This is a genomic window from Mesorhizobium sp. M8A.F.Ca.ET.181.01.1.1, from assembly GCF_004792025.1.
Taxonomy (GTDB): Bacteria; Pseudomonadota; Alphaproteobacteria; order Rhizobiales; family Rhizobiaceae; genus Mesorhizobium.
Window position 1 is genome coordinate 99,369 of the sequence record NZ_SRTV01000012.1, and the last position, 15,829, is coordinate 115,197.

The following is a 15,829-nucleotide window of genomic DNA, read 5'->3' on the forward strand; positions in this document are numbered from 1 at the left end:
CAGGCGGCGACATTCACGCTCAGAGCGTGAAAGACCAGAACAGGCAGGCCAGCGTCGCGACGGCAAAGATCACGAAGAACAGGCTGCGCAGCAGCACGTTGCGGCGCAGCTCGTTCATGACGAAGTGGCAGCCGATGATCGCGGCCGCAAACAGGAAACGCCAGTTCAGCACCGCCCACAAGACATCCCGCTGACCGAAAGCCCATCTGGCGACGAGGCAGCCAAGGATAGCCGCAAACAGTACGATGACGGTCCAGAAGATCGCGTCCGCGGCGTTGGTCAGCACAATGCTGGCTGCCCTGATCGGCAGGAGCATCATCAGCAGGGCGCTGAAGAAATAGACCGCGGCAAGTGGAATGAACGTGCCGGCATCGGCGATGCCGTCAAGCCGTCTCACACCGATGGCGCCATAGGGATAGCCGTGCCTGGCCACCGCCAGGCTGAGCGCCATGAGCAAGGCGGTCAGCACCGCGACCAGTGCGAAGGATGTGAGGGCTTTGCTCATGATGTTCCTGTCCCGGGCGAATCAGACAGGAACCGGTGTAGCCGATGGTCGTAAATTGCGCGTAAGCTTTCCCCGCCACCGGCACCCCGAAGGGGGTAACCGGCAGGGCGAAATCACTTGGCGATGACCGTATCGACGATGGCGCGCGTCCGGCCGCCGGTGGGAAATCAGCTCCAGGCGTGCAGCGGCGGATTCTCGCCATTGAGGAAATATTTGCCGAGGATCGAATATTTCCAGCGCACCGGATCGTGCAGCGTGTGCGTCCGGGCGTTGCGCCAATGGCGGTCGAGATTGTGCTCGGCCAATGTCGAGCGCGTGCCGGCCAGTTCGAACAGCTTGTTCGTCGCCGCAATGGCGATCTCGGTCGACAGGATTTTTGCTTCCGCGGTGACGATCTGGGCGTGCGCCACGATCTCGGCGGTCGGCTCGGCCACCGCCTTGTCGATCGCGTGGCCAGCCTTTTCGAGCAGCGCCTGCGCCGCGTGCAGGCGCAGCGTCAGGTCGCCGATCGCCTGGATGGTGTAGGGATCGTCCCAGGCATTGTCGACACCGCTGTCGATCCAGGCGCGGCTCCTGGTCCTGACGAAGTGGACCGTCTCGTCGATCGCCGCCTGGGCGATACCGGTATCCACCGCCACCTGGATGATCTGGAAGATGGCGCCGTCGGCGGTCGGCTTGTCGTAGCCCTTGTAGCCGGGCACCAGATGCGTCTTCGGCACCTTGACATTGTCGATGATGACAGTGCCCGACAGCGTCGTGCGCTGGCCGAAGCTCGACCAGTCGTCGACGACCGTCAGGCCCGGCGCGCCGCGATCGGCGATAGCATACCAGGCACGGCCCTCGTCATCGAGCGCGACGATCGGCACCAGATGGGCGAGCAGCGCGCCAGAGGAATAGAATTTGCGGCCATTGACGACGACATGGTCGCCGGCATCGGTGAAGCGGGTTTCGAAATCGGCGGCGCGTTTGGAGCCGAACTCGGAAAAGGCGTTGCCGAACCGCGTGCCCTTCAGCGCCTCGGCGAAAAGCAGCTTCTGCTGCTCGATGTCGGAGACGGTGCGGATGGCGGCGACGACGCCGAGATGGTTCTGCGCGACCTGGCCGATCGAAGAATCGGCCGCCGAGATGATCTCGATCACCTTGGCCAGCGTTGCATAGGAGACTTCGGGACCGCCGAATGCCCTGGGCACGTTGATCGACCAGAGGCCGCTTTGCGAAAAGGCGTCGAGTTCGGCTACCGGCCAAATTCGCTCGCGGTCGCGCTTCGACGAATCCTTGACGAATTCGGCGGCCAGAGCGTGGGCGACGGCGATCGCTTCGGCGTCGTCCCTGATGATATGTGCCGGCGCCGAGGGCCTTGCGACCGGCGGTACGGCGGCGGAAGCATGGTCGGTCTTGACGGTCGAGACGGTCATTTCATTGCTCCTTCAAATTTCGGTTCAGGCAACGGCATGGAGATGGGGGGACTTGGGGGCGGGCGTCGGCTGCTGGCCGAGATAGAGCGCCCTGATATCCTCGCGCTGGCGGAGATCGGCGGCTGTGCCGGAGAGCACGGAGACGCCGTTTTCGAGCACGGTGGCGTGGTCGGCATAGCGAAGTGCTACCGCCGAGTTCTGCTCGGCGACCAGGATCGACAGGCCGGTCTCGCTGTTGAGTTTCCTCAACGTCTGGAAAATATCCTGCACGATGAGCGGGGCGAGCCCCATCGACGGTTCGTCCAGCACGAGCAAGCGCGGCCGCGACATCAGCGCCCGGCCTATTGCCGTCATCTGCTGTTCGCCGCCAGAGGTCAGGCCCGACAAGGTCCGGCGCTTTTCCTTCAGACGTGGGAAAAAGGCATAGATCCGTTCGAGGTCGGCGCTGATCTCGGCGCGGCGGCCGCCGCGGCCGATGCCGCCGGCGACCAGATTGTCCTCGACGGTGAGGCTCTTGAAGCAGTGGCGGCCTTCCAGTACCGGCACCAGGCCGGCACGCACCAGATCGCCGGGCTTGCGGCGCGCGACATCCGAGCCCTCATAGCGGATGGTGCCGGCGTTGACCTGGCCCCGTTCGGCCGGCAGCAGGTTGGAGACGGCCTTCAGCGTGGTGGTCTTGCCCGCGCCATTGGCGCCGAGCAGCGCCAGGATCTCACCGCGCCTGATCTCGAAGCTGACGCCGTGCAGCGCCGTGATGGCGTGGTTGTAGGTGGCGTGGACCGCGTCGACAGCAAGGATGATTTCGGTGTCGGGCATGACTGTCTTCCGTACTTGTCGGAACCGAACCGGCCCGGCGCCGCGGAAGGCATCCGCGGCACCCGGCCTGTTGATCAGTTGGTGGTCACTGCGTTGGCATCGTCGGCGGTGCGTAGCTTGATGCCCTTCTCGGCGGCATAGGCTTCGGCGGACTTTTCGATAATCGGCCGCAGCAGCGCCCAGTCCGGGGCGATCCAGTCGGAGACGACGTTCCACTTCTTGCCGTCCCACTGCTGGAAGGTGACGTAGCCCTCGCCCTCATGGTTGTCCCAGCTGACATTGATCGAGTGGAACAGGTCCTTGGCGCCGAGCGCCTCGACCTTGGCCGGATCGAGCTTGAGATGCTCGAAACCCCAGCGGACCTCGTCGCCGGTCAGCGTGCGGTGGCCGAACTTCTCCTGGGCGACGCGGATCGCCTCGACGTTGAGAATGCCGTTGACGATGCCGAGATTGTGGTAGACCGAGCCGATACGGGACTTGTCCTCGAGGTTGCCTTTGCCGGCGCCGTAGACGGTCTTCACGATTTCCTTCACCACGGGATAGGAATTGCCCGAAGCCTGGGTGGTGATGGCGGTGTAGCCCTTGGCGGCGTCGCCGGCGGGAATGACGTCCTCTTCCGAGTTCGACCAGACATTGCCGACGATGTGATCGACGGGGTAGCCGACCTTAACGGCGGTCTTCAGCGCCACCGGGTTCATGACGCCCCAGCCGCGCAGGACGACGAAATCAGGCTTGGCGCGGCGGATGGTCAGCCACTGCGACTGCTGCTCGTTGCCGGGATGCGGCACTTCGATCTGCTGCACGGCGAAGCCGTATTTCTGCGCCAGCAGTTCGTAGATCGGTATGGTCTCCTTGCCATAGGGCGAGCCGTGATAGAGCACGACGATCTTCTTGCCCTTGAGCTTGTCGATGCCGCCCTCCTTCGAGGCGATGTAGTTCACGATGCCCGACGTCTCGCTGTAGGGGTTGAGCAGCAGCGGGAAGACGTAGGGGAAAACACGCCCGTCGGTGGAATCGGTGCGGCCGTGGTTGACCGTTATCAGCGGCACCTTGTCGGCGGTGATGCGGTCGATCATGGCGTAGGCGATGCCGACCGAGAGCGGGTTCCAGGCGGCCGCGCCGGCATGGCTCTTCTGGCGCTCATAGCATTCGACGCCGCGCTCGACCTCATACTGGGTCTCGCATTCGTCCCAGGTCAGCTTGACGCCGTTGACGCCGCCGTCGCGGATGTTGATGAGGTTGAGATAGTCGATGAAGCCGCCGAAGAAGCCGGTGCCGCCGGCCGCATAAGGCCCGACGCGATAGCTCTGCAGCGGGAAATATTGTTCGTCGGCATGGGCTGATGGCAAGGCCACCGACACGATCATCGCCGCGGACAAAGCCGCCGCCTTGAGTGTGCTGAGGAAGGTCATGGTTGGGGTACTCCCGGTATGGGCCGTCTTGGGTTCGGCCTCTGGTTCATTTTCAGGCGTGAATGCGGGGCTCAGGTCGACTGCCAGGCGAACAGGAGCCGTCTTCGGACCCTGTCCCACAGGGCCACCAGCCCATCGGGTTCCAGGATCAGAAACAGGATGATGAGGGCGCCGAGCACGATGCGCTGGCTCATGTCGAGCACGCCCGAGTCAAAGACGTCTCCAAGCAGGAAGCCGCCAAGGCGCGACAGGGCGAGCGGGAACACGACGATGAGGGCGGCACCGAAGAAGGCGCCACGGATCGAGGCCAGGCCGCCGATGATGATGATGAACAGGATCTGGAACGAGCGGTCGAGGTCGAAGCCATCAGGCTCGACTGTCCTGAGATAAGCGAAGGCCCAGATGACGCCGGCGACGCCGATGATGAAGGAGGAGATGGCGAATGCCAGCAGCTTGGTCTTCAGCACCGGTATGCCGATGATGCGGGCGGCGGTTTCATTGTCGCGGATGGCGATGAAGTTTCGTCCCGTCTGCGAACTGACCAGCCGATAGGCAAGGAAGGTGAGGATGCTGACGATGGTCAACGCGAAGAGATAGCGGCCGACGGCGCCGTCGAGCGCGAAGCCTCCTATCGAAAGCCTCGGCGCGTCTATGACGCCGGAGGCGGAGTTGTTCGAGAACCAACTGAACTTGGTCAGCGCCCATTGCACGAAGAACTGTGCGGCAAGCGTCGAGACGGCGAGATAAAAGCCCTTCAACCGCAGGCTCGGCAGGCCGAAGACGATGCCGATCGAAGCGGCGACGATGCCGGCGAGAACGATACTGCCGATCAGCGGCAGGCCCTCGACGCGCAAGTTGAAATTATAGGCGGCGAAGGCGCCGGCCGCCATGAAGGCGGCGCTGCCCAGCGAGACCTGGCCGGCATAGCCTGTGAGGATGTTCAACCCCACACCGGCGAGACCGAGCGCCAGGAACGGCAGCAGTATGGCCTCGAACAAATAGCTCGATCCGATCAGCGGCACGACGCCATAGGCGAAGGCAAGCAACAGGACGGGCGCGATCCATTTCGGCAGCACCGGCGCGGAGAAGTCGGCTGCAATAGCGGCCATGGTCAGACCCTTTCCACGAGCTTCTGGCCGAACAGGCCGGAGGGACGGATCAAGAGGAAGACCAGCGCGACGACATAGGCGAACCAGCTCTCGATGCCGCCGCCGAAATAGTCGCCGATATAGACCTCGGCGAGCTTCTCACTGGCGCCGATCAGGAGCCCGCCGGCAATGGCGCCAAGGATGGAATCGAAGCCGCCCAGCACCAGCACCGGCAGCGCCTTGAGCACCACCAGCGACAGCGAGAACTGCACGCCGAGGCGGGCACCCCAGAGCAGCCCGGCGACCAGCGCGACGAGGCCGGCCGCCGCCCAGACGGTCGCCCAGATCAGCGGCAGCCTGAGGCCGACCGCGAGTGCGGCGAACTGGTCGTCGGCGACGGCGCGGAAGGCGAGGCCGATGCGGGTGTAGCGGAAGAACAGCGACAACACGACAACCATGCCGGCCGCGACCACCGCCGCGAAGATGTCGAACTGGCTGATCAGCACGCCGCCGATTTCCAGCGGCACGTCCTCGATGCCGAGGTCGAGACCGTGGACCTGCGTACCCCAGATCAATTGGGCAGCGCCCTCGATGATGTAGGACAGGCCAAGCGTCGCCATGAACAGGGTAATCGGCGGCTTGTTGGTGAGCGGCCTGAGCACCGTGCGCTCGATGGCGATGCTGATCACCACCATGATGGCGAAGGTTGCCACCAATGCCAGTGCAAACGGAACACCGCGTTCGACAAGACTGACGAAAGTCAGTGCGGCGAACAGCAGCATCGCGCCTTGGGCGAAGTTGAGCACGCCCGAGGTCTTGTAGATCAGCACGAAGCCGATCGCGACCAGCGAATACATGACGCCCGACAGCAGGCCGCCGACGAGCACTTCGATGAAAAACTGGTAGTCGAAATCGGCGATCATATGCCCGCCCTTCCTTCATCACAGGAGAGGGCCTCATTGTCGGAGGCGATGCCGAGATAGGCATCGATGACGCGCTGGTCGTTGCGGACCTCTTCGGGGGTGCCGTCAGCGATCTTGCGGCCATAGTCCAGAACGGCGATACGGTCGGACAGGCCCATGACGACGCCGACATCATGCTCGATCAGGACGACCGTGGTGGCAAAGCGGTCGCGCGCGGCGCGGACGAAATCAGCCATTTCGCTTTTCTCACTCGCTGTCATGCCGGCCATCGGTTCGTCGAGCAGCAGCAGGCGCGGTTCCGCCACCAGCGCCCGGGCGAGTTCGACCCGTTTCTGCAATCCATAGGGCAGCGTGCCGGCAAGACGATCGCGAACGGCGGCGAGGTCGAGAAATTCCAGGATCTGGGCGGAGCGGCTCAAGGCGTCGCGCCGCTCGCCGCGCGAGCGGCCGATGCCGAGCACCTGGCCGGCGAAGTTGGAACGGACCTTGTAGGCGAGGCCGGAGGCAACATTGTCGAGGACGCTGAGCCCTTTGAACAGAGCGAGGTTCTGGAAGGTCCTGGCGACGCCCAAATGCGCCAGCCGCTGCGTCGGCACCTGGGTATAGCCGACGCCGGCGAGCCGGACCTGGCCACGATCTGGGCGGTAGACGCCGCTAATGACGTTGATCAGCGAGCTCTTGCCGGCGCCGTTCGGGCCGATGATGGCGCGGATTTCACCTGATCGAACCGATAGGTCGATATCGGCCAGCGCGACGACACCGCCGAACGACAGGGCGATGCCCTGAAGCGACAGCAGCGGAGCAGTTGCATTGGCAGTAGATCCGGCCGCCCCAGCGTCGCCTTCGGACAACTGTGCAGGCTGGAGCACGGAGGGCAGGCCGCGCGCAAAGACTTCCGGCGCGTAGACCGAGGCTTCCATCGCTCCTAAGGCATAGCTGGGCAACGGCATTCCAATCGTCCTCGATTTCGCCCGCAGGCGCACGAATTCTCGATGCCGCCCGAAAGATCGAGCGCGCTTGAAAACCTGTGCTGGCCGGGCTGCCCGGCCAGCTTTTGGGGGAGATGACTATTCCGCTGCCAGCGACGCTGCCTGCTCGGCGTTTTCCAGCTCGCGAACGAGCGGAATGACGTGCTTGCCGAAATACTCGACCTCCTCCTGGAAGTGCAGGAAGCCGAGCAGGATGAGATCGGCGCCGGCGCGCTTCAGGTCGACGATGCGCTCGGCGACCTGCCTCGGCGTGCCGATCAGGTTCGAACGAAAACCGTCATTGTACTGGACCAGATCGTCGAAGGAGGATTTTGCCCAGTTGCCCTCGCCTTCCGGCGAGGCCTTGCCGGCATTCTTGACCTCGTGGCCGAAGGCGTTGACAGCCTCGGGGTTAGCCTTGGCGATAATTTCGGCGAGCACCGCCTTGGCCTCGTCCTCGGTCTCGCGGACGATGGCGAAGGCGTTGACGCCGACCTTGACGGAATGATTGCTGGCCTGTGCCTTGGTCTTGAGATCATCGACCTGCTTGGCGATTTCGGCCGGCGAGTTGCCGTTGGTGAAGTACCAGTCCGAAACACGCGATGCCATGTCGCGGGCGGCGCGCGAGGAACCGCCCTGGAAGATTTCGGGCAGGGGCTGCGGCGGCTTCGGCTTCAGGGAGTATTCGTTGAAGCGGTAGAAATCACCCCGGAAGGTGAAGCTGTCCTGCGTCCATATTCCGCGCAGCGCGCGGATGAATTCCTCCGAGCGGCGATAGCGCTCGTCATGGTCGAGCCAGTGTTCGCCGATGGCGTGGAATTCGCCACGGAACCAGCCGGAGACGAGGTTGATGGCGACACGGCCATTGGTCAGATAGCTGATGGTGGCAAGCTGCTTGGCCGCCAGCGCCGGGTTCCAGGGGCCAGGCAGGATCGCGGCGATGACTTTCAGCGTGGTGGTGGCCGCCAGCAGATCATGGCTGAACGCGACCGATTCATGCTGCTCGTCGGCACCGTAGCCGGCGGTGAAACGGATCTGGCTCAGCGCGTAGTCGAAGCCCGCCTTTTCGGCGATCTGGGCCAGCTTGCGGTTGTACTCGGCCGAATGGTTGGTGCGCTGCTCGATGTTGGAAATCACCAGGCCGCCCGAAACATTGGGCACCCAATAGGCGAATTTGACCGCGTCGGTTCCTGCATGTGCCATGAACTGTCTCCCATTCCAGGCCGTGTCGTTGATCGGTCCGGCGCGTAGCCGGGTTTCTTCAATATTTATTATGTTTATGGAATTTATATACAAAGAAGGATTTTCCGTTTTTGGAGCCCTTGCGGGACGGAAATACCAATTTTCGCCGGCCGGGCCGGCTTGCGCTTGTCAGCGCGCGACCGCAACGCTCCCGGCATTGGCGCCAACCGGCTCGGCTGAGGGGAGCGTGTCGAACAACCCAGTGATTTCGGCCGCGACCCTTTGTGCATGACGAGCGACCTCCGGCAGGCCCATGAGTTCGCCAAACGTGCCCCGCGCCAACGGACCGGCGACGAAAAGCCCGGCAACCGGCTTGGCATCGCTGCCGATCGCAAGGCTATCGAGGCTGGTCTCGATACCGAGCCCGTATGTGTCGGCCCTGATCAGCCCGGCCTCAGTCAGCGAAAGCAGCGCCGGGTTTGACTGGAGCGCCTGGCCATGAGCCGGCCCTGTCGTGTTGATGACGGCATCGAAGCGTGCCGTCTCGATCCGCGTCTGTCCGCGCCGTTGGAAGCTGACCGCGAGGCTCTCGCCCTCGTCGTTCGACGCGACAAGCCTGGCGGCGATGGTGTCGAACGCGCCGTCCGTCTGGCGGCGGTCGAGCACGGCAGCGACCTGGGGGGCGATCCTGAAGCGATGCACGTCCCAGAACACGCGCAGCTGGCGGACCAGCCTTGCACGCTCCGGCGGAGAAAGGGCCGCCCACAGCGCCGGCCCCTGCAGGCGCAGCTGGTCGAAGACCGACTGCCAGTTGACCCTGGCGGCCTGCGCCGCCGCCAGTGTGCCGCGAATGTTCTTCAGCAGGCCGAGCGCCGATGTGGCCGGTGCCGACGCAAAGTCGCCGAAAGGCTCATGTCTGATATCCGGGTGGCCGCGCGAGCGCAGGCCGCGGCGCGACAGTGCCAGGATGCGGCCGCGATGGCCGCGGCGATCAAGTTCGGCCACCATGTCGGCCGAGGTCAGCCCGGAGCCGACGATCAGGACCCACGCCTCCGGGCCGATCCCGGCAAGTGCCGACGGTGCATAGGGATCGGCGATGAAGCCAGGTGCTTCAGCCAAGGAGGCAAGTGGAGTTGGGATCGCCGGCAGAGGATGCGTCGCGGCAAGCACGACGATGTCCGCCGCGACAGGTCCGGCGGAGGTCTGCACGGTCCAGGCCGCGCCATTGGCTTCTCGTATTACCTGCGTAGCCTGAGCTTCGACATGGCGGATAGCACCGGAGTCGAGCCAGGGTGCAAGGTGCTCGGCGACATAGCGGCCGAACACACGCCGGCGCGGAAACACATCGCCGTTCTTCCACAAGGCATCCGGGTCCCGTTCGATTTCGCCACTGCCGGCCAACCAGCGCGCAAAATGCTGCGGGTCTTCAGGAGCCATGCTCATGCGGATGGCCGGGACGTTGACGCGGTGGGATGGTTCTTCGCTGGAATAGGCAAGGCCGCCGCCAAGCGCGGAACGCGGCTCGATCACCGAGATCGACAGGCGCTCCGGCCGATTTGTCCGCGCAAGGTGCCAGGCCACGGCGGCACCGGAAAAACCGCCGCCGATGATGGCGATGCGCAATCGGCGGGCCGGAGGCAGCGCGTTCACGAGGCGCTGGCGAGCGACTTCGGCCGATGGTCGCCGGCGATGGTCTCGCCGAACGGTCCGGTGTTGACCGAAGAGCTGGCGGCCTTGACCGGATGATCGGTCGGCAGTCTCGGCAGCACCAGTTCGCCAAAACGGTAGGCTTCCTCCAGATGCGGGTAGCCGGACAGGATGAAGGTGTCGATGCCGAGGCGCCGGTATTCGTCGATGCGCTCGGCGACCGTGTCCGGGTCGCCGACCAGTGCGGTTCCGGCGCCGCCGCGCACCAAGCCGACGCCGGCCCACAGATTGGGCGCGATCTCGAGCTTGTCGCGGCGGCCGCCATGCAGCGCGCTCATGCGCGCCTGGCCGACCGAATCCATGCGGGCAAAAACCTTCTGCGCCGAGGCGATGGTCGCGTCGTCGAGCCGGCTGATCAGGCGGTCGGCGGCGGCCCAGGCCTGTTCGGTCGTCTCGCGGGCGATGACATGCAGGCGAATGCCAAAGGAAAGTTTGCGGCCGGCCTTTTCGGCCAACTCGCGCACGGCGTCGAGCTTGCGTTCGACATCGGCCGGGGGTTCCCCCCAGGTCAGATATTTATCGATTTCCTGCGCCGCCACTTGCGATCCGGCGTCCGACGAGCCACCGAAATAGAGCGGCGGATACGGCGTCTGCACTGGCGGGAACAGCAGGCGACCGTCCTCGATGCGGAAATGCTTGCCCTGGTGCTCGACCGTCTCGCCGCTCAGCACGCGCTTGTAGATGTGGAGGAATTCCTGCGTCACCTCGTAGCGCTCGGCATGCGAGAGAAAAATGCCGTCGCCCTTGTTCTCCAGCGGATCGCCGCCGGTGACGACGTTGATCAGCAGGCGGCCGTTGGAGATGCGGTCGAGCGTGGCGGTCATGCGCGCGGCAAGCGTTGGGGACTGCAGGCCGGGCCGCACGGCTACGAGGAAACGCAGCTGCTCGGTCAGCGGCGCCAACGCCGAGGCAATCACCCAGGAATCCTCGCAGGCCCGGCCGGTCGGCAACAGCACGCCGTAATAGCCCAGCGTGTCGGCCGCTTTCGCCACCTGCGTCAGATAGGGCAGGTCAACAGCCCTGCCGCCTTCGGTCGTGCCGAGATAGCGGCTGTCGCCATGTGTCGGCAGGAACCAGAGCACCTTGATGCGGTCGGCGACATCGCGGCTCATGACCTGCCTCCCGCTGGATGGCGGCGGTGACGGCCTAGGTCTGGGGCGGTTGAAGGCAGGCGCAAAAGGTCGGGCATGGCGTGGTCCTGTCCGGGAAACAGATCGCCGATGCAGATTGCTTATTCTATAAATTCTGTAGAGTTAGTTTATTCCAAATCCTCCGCCGCAATTAGAAATTCTTCCTCATGCTGCGCCGTCCGCAACGAGCGGAGAGGCCGGCCAACTATGCAGGGCCGGCCTTGGCCTTGTCAGAACGCCGGTTCCACCGCGTTGACATTGTCCTTGGTGACGACGGTCAGCGGGATCGGCAGCCGGTCCTTGACCTCCTTGCCGTCGATGATCTCGGCCATGGTGTCGATTGCCAGGCGGCCGTCCTCGACCGGCGACTGCACGATGGTCGAATACATTTCGTTGGTGCGGATCGATTCGAACGCGTCCTTCTGGCCGTTGATGCCGACGATCGGCGGCGCCGCCTTGGAGGGATTGGCCTCCTTCCAGGCGTCGATGAAGCCGCGTGCCATGGTGTCGTCATTGGCATAGACGCCGCTGATCTGGTCACCGAAGCGAGTGATGAGGTCGCGGCTCACGACCAGCGCCTTCTGCTGGTCGAAGTCGGCATTGACGGTGTCGAGCACCTTGATGTCGGCGCTGGTTTCCTTGAGGCGGTCGGTGAAGCCGCTGACACGGCCGATCGTCGTGCCGTTGCCGGCCTGGCCGGCGATGATCACGACAGAGCCCTTGCCGCCGAGCGCCTTGCTCAGCGAATCCGCCGCCAGCTTGCCTTCCTCGTAGACGTCAGGTCCGGTGAAGGACTTGATGAACGGCTTGGCGTCGTCGCTCATCGGCGAATTGATGAGGATCGCCGGGATGTTGGCCTGCTGCGCGCGGGCCAGGCCAGGGATGTAGGCCTGCGGGTCGAGCGGCCACAGGATGATGCCGTCAACCTTGCGCGCCACGCAGGTGTTGAGCTGCTCGGTGCCCTTCTGGACGTCGAAGTCCTGACTCAGGCTGAGAATCTCGACGCCGAGTTCCTTGGCACGGGCCTCGAGCGCCTTGTTGGCCGGCGTCGCATAGGCGTGCGAATCCGCCGCCGTCACATAGCAGACCGTCTTGGCATTGGCCCAGCCTGTCGACGCCAGCAACGCCACGGCGGCGATCTGGAGCATGCTTCTCTTGCCAATCATATCTTTCCTCCCAATCATGCTTTTCCTCCCAATCATGCTTTTCCTCCTTGAGTGATTGGATTGTCGCGAACGAGCGCGGGGCGTGTGCCCTGAGCCCTCCCCGTGGTGGTAACGGCCCGATCGAGCATGACGAGCAGGATCAGGATGAGCCCCGATACGACCTGCTGGACGTATGCGGGAACGGACTGGAACTCCATCGCGATGGTCAGCGAGCCGATCGTCAGCACGCCGCCAAGCGTGCCGAGCGCGGATCCCCTGCCGCCTTCGAGGCGGGTACCGCCGACAACGACCGCGGCGATGACGGCAACCGTCAGTTCCGAGCCGAAGACGGGCGACCCGGTGTTGGTGACGAGGCTCTGGAGAACCCCGGCGAAGCCAGCAAGCGTGCCGGCAAAGACAAAGCCGAGAAAGACGATGCGGTCCGAAGCGATGCCGCTCTCCTTGGCGGCCGCCGGATTGGAGCCGACGGCAAAGACATTGCGGCCCGGAATGGTGCGCGTCAGCCAGAAATGCAGCAGTACGATCAGGATGATGAACAGTGCGCTGCGAATGGTGAAGACATCGAGGTAGATCTTGGCCAGAGCCAGCGAAAGCATGATGTCAGTGCCCGACACCGGCTGGCTGTTGGTGATCCAGTGCGCCAGCGAGCGGAAGATCAGCATCGTGGCCAGTGTCAGGACGAGCGAATTCACCTTCAGCCCGACGACCAGGGCGCCGTTGATGGCGCCCGCCAGCGTGCCGGCAAGGATGGCGACGATCGCGGCGGGCAGGATGCCGATCTCTCGCTGCAGGATGACGGATACGATCCCGGCCAGCGCGAACACCGCGCCACCGGATAGGTCGATCTGGCCCGATATCAGAAGCACGGTAAGCCCAATGGCGATCAGGCCGATCGTGGCCGCCCTGTCGAGGCCGAGGCTGAGCGTCGAAGCCGACAGATAACCCGGAACGAGCAGCGCGGAAGCGACCAGGGTAAGGCCGAGGATGATCACGACCCGGTATCGCGAGGCGAGGACGAGAAGACGCATCAAGCCACTCCCCGCTTGCGCAACGCGGCATCCATGCCGACAGCCCCGACAATCAGGATGCCGAGCACGAAACCCTGGATCGGCGTGCGCACGCCGTCGAGCACCATGACGTTGGTCAGAAGCTGCACGAAGATCAGCCCGGCGATCGCCCGCGGCACGGAGCCGAAGCCGCCGATGATCGAGACGCCGCCGACCACCACCGCGGTGATGGCGCTGAATTCATAGCCGGCGCCGATGAGCGGTCGTGCGCTTTGCAAGGTCAGGCCGAGCAGCCCGCCTGAAATGCCAGAGGCGAGTGCCGTGATCACAAAGGCGCCGGCCTTCACGGCCTGCACGGGGACGGCACTTGCCTCGGCGGCGCTGTAATTGCCGCCGGTGGCGAGCGTCCATCGGCCCCAGAAGGAGCGCGACAGGACGAAATGGCCGATGAGGGCAATGACCAGGAAGATCAGCACCACGACCGGAATGCCGAACAGGCGGCCCTTGGCGAATTCGGCCGAGGCGGGATTGCTGCCATAGACGATGACGCCGCCAACGGCAGCCTGGACGATGCCCAGCCCGATGGTGCCGATGCCGAGTGTGGCGATGATGGGGTTGATGCCGACATAGCCGACCAGCACGCCGTTGAGCAGGCCGATCAGACCGGCGAGGCCGACCGCAAGGACAAAGGCGGGCAGAGGCCCGATCATCGGCTGCAGGCCGAGCGACAGGATGGCGCCGCAGGCTATCGTGGCCGGCACCGACAGGTCAGCCAGGCCACCGACCACCAGCACGAAGGTCATGCCAATGACGACGATGCCGACGATGGACATCGACGTCAGTACATTGAGCAAATTGCCTGACGTGAAAAAAGCGGGACTGACAGAGGAGCCGTAGAGCATGACGGCCAGGATGGCGAAAGCGAGGCCCGCCTTAGACAGGGCATCGACAAGCTTGCTGCCGCGCGTAAAACGGTCGGGGGTGACGATCTCCACGGCCGCGTCGGTCACGCCATTTCCTCCCCGGTCGCCAGGGCCATGATGCGCTCTTCGCTGAGTTCGGCGCGCTCCAGCGGCTCGCAGGCATGTCCGTCGCGCATGACCACGACACGGTCGCAGACGCCCAGGATCTCGGGCAGTTCGGACGAGATCATCACCACCGCCATGCCGCTTGCGACGAGCTGGCCGATGATGTTGTGGATCTCGGCCTTGGCGCCGACGTCGACGCCGCGCGTCGGCTCGTCGAGGATCAGCGCCGACGGCCTGGCGGCAAGCCATTTGGCGATGACCGCCTTCTGCTGATTGCCGCCGGAAAGGAGATTGATGCGCCGTTCGCCATCGGGCGGCGAAATCGAAAACTGCTTCACGTAGTCCGCCGCCAATGCCCGGTCGGCACTTCGCCTGATGCGCCCGAAACGGCTCAGGCGCCGCAGGATGGGCAGGCTGATGTTCTCCCGGATCGACATGCCAGGCACGATGCCATCGCCCTTGCGGTCCTCCGGAACGTACGCAATCCCGGCCTTAACGGCCTGCGATGGGGAATTGATCGAGACCTCGCGGCCGTTGACGCTGACCGTGCCCTCGACGAGGCGCGACAGGCCGAAGATTGCGCGCGCCACCTCGGTGCGGCCGGCACCGACCAGGCCGGTCAGGCCCAGTATCTCGCCGGCTCGCACCTGGAAGCTGACATTGCGGAAGCGCGTGCCGTCGCTGATGCGCTCGACGCGCAGCACCGACTTGCCGATCTCGGCCTGGCTTTTGGGAAAGACGTTGCTGACCTCGCGGCCGACCATCAGCCTGATCATCTGCGCGGCGGTGATGCCTTCGATCGGGCGCGTCTCGATCATGGAGCCGTCGCGCAGCACGGTCACCTCGTCGGCGATCTCGAGCACGTCCTTCAAGCGATGACTGATGTAGATGATGGCGATGCCGTCATCGCGCATCTTGCGCAGGATCCTGAACAGCGCTGTTGTTTCATGCTCGCTGAGGCTCGATGTCGGCTCATCCAGCACGATGATCCGGGGTTGCGCGGCATAGGCCTTGGCGATCTCGACGAGCTGCTGCTGGCTGATCGACAGATTGCCCAACCGCTCGCGCGGATTGATGGCCGCTCCGAGTTCGGCAAGGACGGCGCCGGCCTTCCTGACCATCTCGCCCTTGCGCAGAAAGGTCCATTTGCCGGGCATGCGGCCGAGATAGACGTTTTCCGCGACAGTCAGGTCCGGCACCAGATTGATTTCCTGGTGCACCATGCGGATGCCGAGAGCCTGGGCGTCGGCGGGACGGCGCATGCGCACCTCGGCGCCACCGACCTTGATGGTGCCGCTGGTCGGCGCGTAAGAGCCGTTGAGCACTTTCATCAGCGTCGATTTGCCGGCGCCGTTCTCGCCCACGACCGCATGCACGGTGCCGAACCTGACGGCAAAATTGACGTTTGACAGAGCCTTCACGCCCGGAAACGTCTTGCTGATGCCTCTCATGTCCAAGGCGCAGTCGGCGGCGACAGTCATG

14 protein-coding genes are annotated in these 15,829 nt (G+C 64.4%); all 14 read right to left on the reverse strand.

From position 1 onward, the window contains the following. Positions 1-19: 19 nt before the first annotated feature. The 14 genes from EN824_RS30170 to EN824_RS30235 all read right to left on the reverse strand — a co-directional run bounded on the left by EN824_RS30170 (position 20) and on the right by EN824_RS30235 (position 15,828). The gene (locus EN824_RS30170) at positions 20-505 is read right to left on the reverse strand and encodes a hypothetical protein (protein ID WP_127279150.1); all 486 of its coding nucleotides are present in this window, start codon (positions 503-505) and stop codon (positions 20-22) included. Between the two features lie 167 nt (positions 506-672). Continuing rightward, complete coding sequence (locus tag EN824_RS30175; RefSeq protein WP_127279151.1) at positions 673-1,920, reverse strand: SfnB family sulfur acquisition oxidoreductase; 1,248 nt, start codon at positions 1,918-1,920, stop codon at positions 673-675. A 24-nt stretch (positions 1,921-1,944) separates the two neighbouring features. Further along, entirely contained in the window at positions 1,945-2,736 is a 792-nt protein-coding gene (locus EN824_RS30180; protein WP_127279152.1) for an ABC transporter ATP-binding protein, read from the reverse strand. A 74-nt stretch (positions 2,737-2,810) separates the two neighbouring features. Further along, positions 2,811-4,148, reverse strand: coding sequence for an ABC transporter substrate-binding protein (locus EN824_RS30185; protein WP_127279153.1), 1,338 nt, complete (start codon positions 4,146-4,148; stop codon positions 2,811-2,813). A gap of 71 nt (positions 4,149-4,219) precedes the next feature. Further along, positions 4,220-5,257 (reverse strand): branched-chain amino acid ABC transporter permease, encoded by a 1,038-nt coding sequence (locus EN824_RS30190; RefSeq protein ID WP_127279154.1) that lies wholly within the window; start codon positions 5,255-5,257, stop codon positions 4,220-4,222. Positions 5,258-5,259: 2 nt separating this feature from the next. Then, a complete protein-coding gene (locus tag EN824_RS30195) occupies positions 5,260-6,159 on the reverse strand; it encodes a branched-chain amino acid ABC transporter permease (protein ID WP_127279155.1) in 900 nt (299 codons plus the stop codon). Further along, positions 6,156-7,109, reverse strand: a complete 954-nt coding sequence (locus tag EN824_RS30200) for an ABC transporter ATP-binding protein (RefSeq protein WP_127872964.1) — start codon at positions 7,107-7,109, stop codon at positions 6,156-6,158. Before EN824_RS30200 ends, EN824_RS30195 begins: the two co-directional genes overlap by 4 nt. Before the next feature lie 117 nt (positions 7,110-7,226). Then, complete coding sequence (gene sfnG / locus EN824_RS30205; RefSeq protein WP_127280761.1) at positions 7,227-8,330, reverse strand: dimethylsulfone monooxygenase SfnG; 1,104 nt, start codon at positions 8,328-8,330, stop codon at positions 7,227-7,229. A gap of 168 nt (positions 8,331-8,498) precedes the next feature. Continuing rightward, complete coding sequence (locus tag EN824_RS30210) at positions 8,499-9,959, reverse strand: FAD/NAD(P)-binding protein (RefSeq protein ID WP_135862362.1); 1,461 nt, start codon at positions 9,957-9,959, stop codon at positions 8,499-8,501. Beyond that, positions 9,956-11,128 carry an FMNH2-dependent alkanesulfonate monooxygenase gene (gene ssuD / locus EN824_RS30215; RefSeq protein WP_135862364.1) on the reverse strand — a complete coding sequence of 391 codons (1,173 nt, stop codon included), beginning with the start codon at positions 11,126-11,128 and terminating at the stop codon, positions 9,956-9,958. Before ssuD ends, EN824_RS30210 begins: the two co-directional genes overlap by 4 nt. A gap of 248 nt (positions 11,129-11,376) precedes the next feature. Continuing rightward, a complete protein-coding gene (locus tag EN824_RS30220) occupies positions 11,377-12,312 on the reverse strand; it encodes a sugar ABC transporter substrate-binding protein (RefSeq protein WP_135862367.1) in 936 nt (311 codons plus the stop codon). A 32-nt stretch (positions 12,313-12,344) separates the two neighbouring features. Further along, the gene (locus tag EN824_RS30225) at positions 12,345-13,340 is read right to left on the reverse strand and encodes an ABC transporter permease (RefSeq protein ID WP_127278179.1); all 996 of its coding nucleotides are present in this window, start codon (positions 13,338-13,340) and stop codon (positions 12,345-12,347) included. Then, positions 13,340-14,329: an ABC transporter permease gene (locus EN824_RS30230; protein WP_189522250.1), complete on the reverse strand. Its 990-nt coding sequence runs from the start codon at positions 14,327-14,329 to the stop codon at positions 13,340-13,342. The genes EN824_RS30225 and EN824_RS30230 overlap by 1 nt, the downstream gene beginning before the upstream one ends. Beyond that, positions 14,326-15,828 carry a sugar ABC transporter ATP-binding protein gene (locus EN824_RS30235; protein ID WP_135933023.1) on the reverse strand — a complete coding sequence of 501 codons (1,503 nt, stop codon included), beginning with the start codon at positions 15,826-15,828 and terminating at the stop codon, positions 14,326-14,328. Before EN824_RS30235 ends, EN824_RS30230 begins: the two co-directional genes overlap by 4 nt. Between the last annotated feature and the right edge of the window lies 1 nt (position 15,829).

Excerpts from the sequence above, each read along its gene's own strand:
- EN824_RS30170 (WP_127279150.1), bottom strand. The coding sequence starts at position 505 with ATGAGCAAAGCCCTCACATCCTTCGCACTGGTCGCGGTGCTGACCGCC.
- EN824_RS30175 (WP_127279151.1), bottom strand. The coding sequence starts at position 1,920 with ATGACCGTCTCGACCGTCAAGACCGACCATGCTTCCGCCGCCGTACCG.
- EN824_RS30180 (WP_127279152.1), bottom strand. The coding sequence starts at position 2,736 with ATGCCCGACACCGAAATCATCCTTGCTGTCGACGCGGTCCACGCCACC.
- EN824_RS30185 (WP_127279153.1), bottom strand. The coding sequence starts at position 4,148 with ATGACCTTCCTCAGCACACTCAAGGCGGCGGCTTTGTCCGCGGCGATG.
- EN824_RS30190 (WP_127279154.1), bottom strand. The coding sequence starts at position 5,257 with ATGGCCGCTATTGCAGCCGACTTCTCCGCGCCGGTGCTGCCGAAATGG.
- EN824_RS30195 (WP_127279155.1), bottom strand. The coding sequence starts at position 6,159 with ATGATCGCCGATTTCGACTACCAGTTTTTCATCGAAGTGCTCGTCGGC.
- EN824_RS30200 (WP_127872964.1), bottom strand. The coding sequence starts at position 7,109 with ATGCCGTTGCCCAGCTATGCCTTAGGAGCGATGGAAGCCTCGGTCTAC.
- sfnG (WP_127280761.1), bottom strand. The coding sequence starts at position 8,330 with ATGGCACATGCAGGAACCGACGCGGTCAAATTCGCCTATTGGGTGCCC.
- ssuD (WP_135862364.1), bottom strand. The coding sequence starts at position 11,128 with ATGAGCCGCGATGTCGCCGACCGCATCAAGGTGCTCTGGTTCCTGCCG.
- EN824_RS30220 (WP_135862367.1), bottom strand. The coding sequence starts at position 12,312 with ATGATTGGCAAGAGAAGCATGCTCCAGATCGCCGCCGTGGCGTTGCTG.
- EN824_RS30225 (WP_127278179.1), bottom strand. The coding sequence starts at position 13,340 with ATGCGTCTTCTCGTCCTCGCCTCGCGATACCGGGTCGTGATCATCCTC.
- EN824_RS30235 (WP_135933023.1), bottom strand. The coding sequence starts at position 15,828 with ATGACTGTCGCCGCCGACTGCGCCTTGGACATGAGAGGCATCAGCAAG.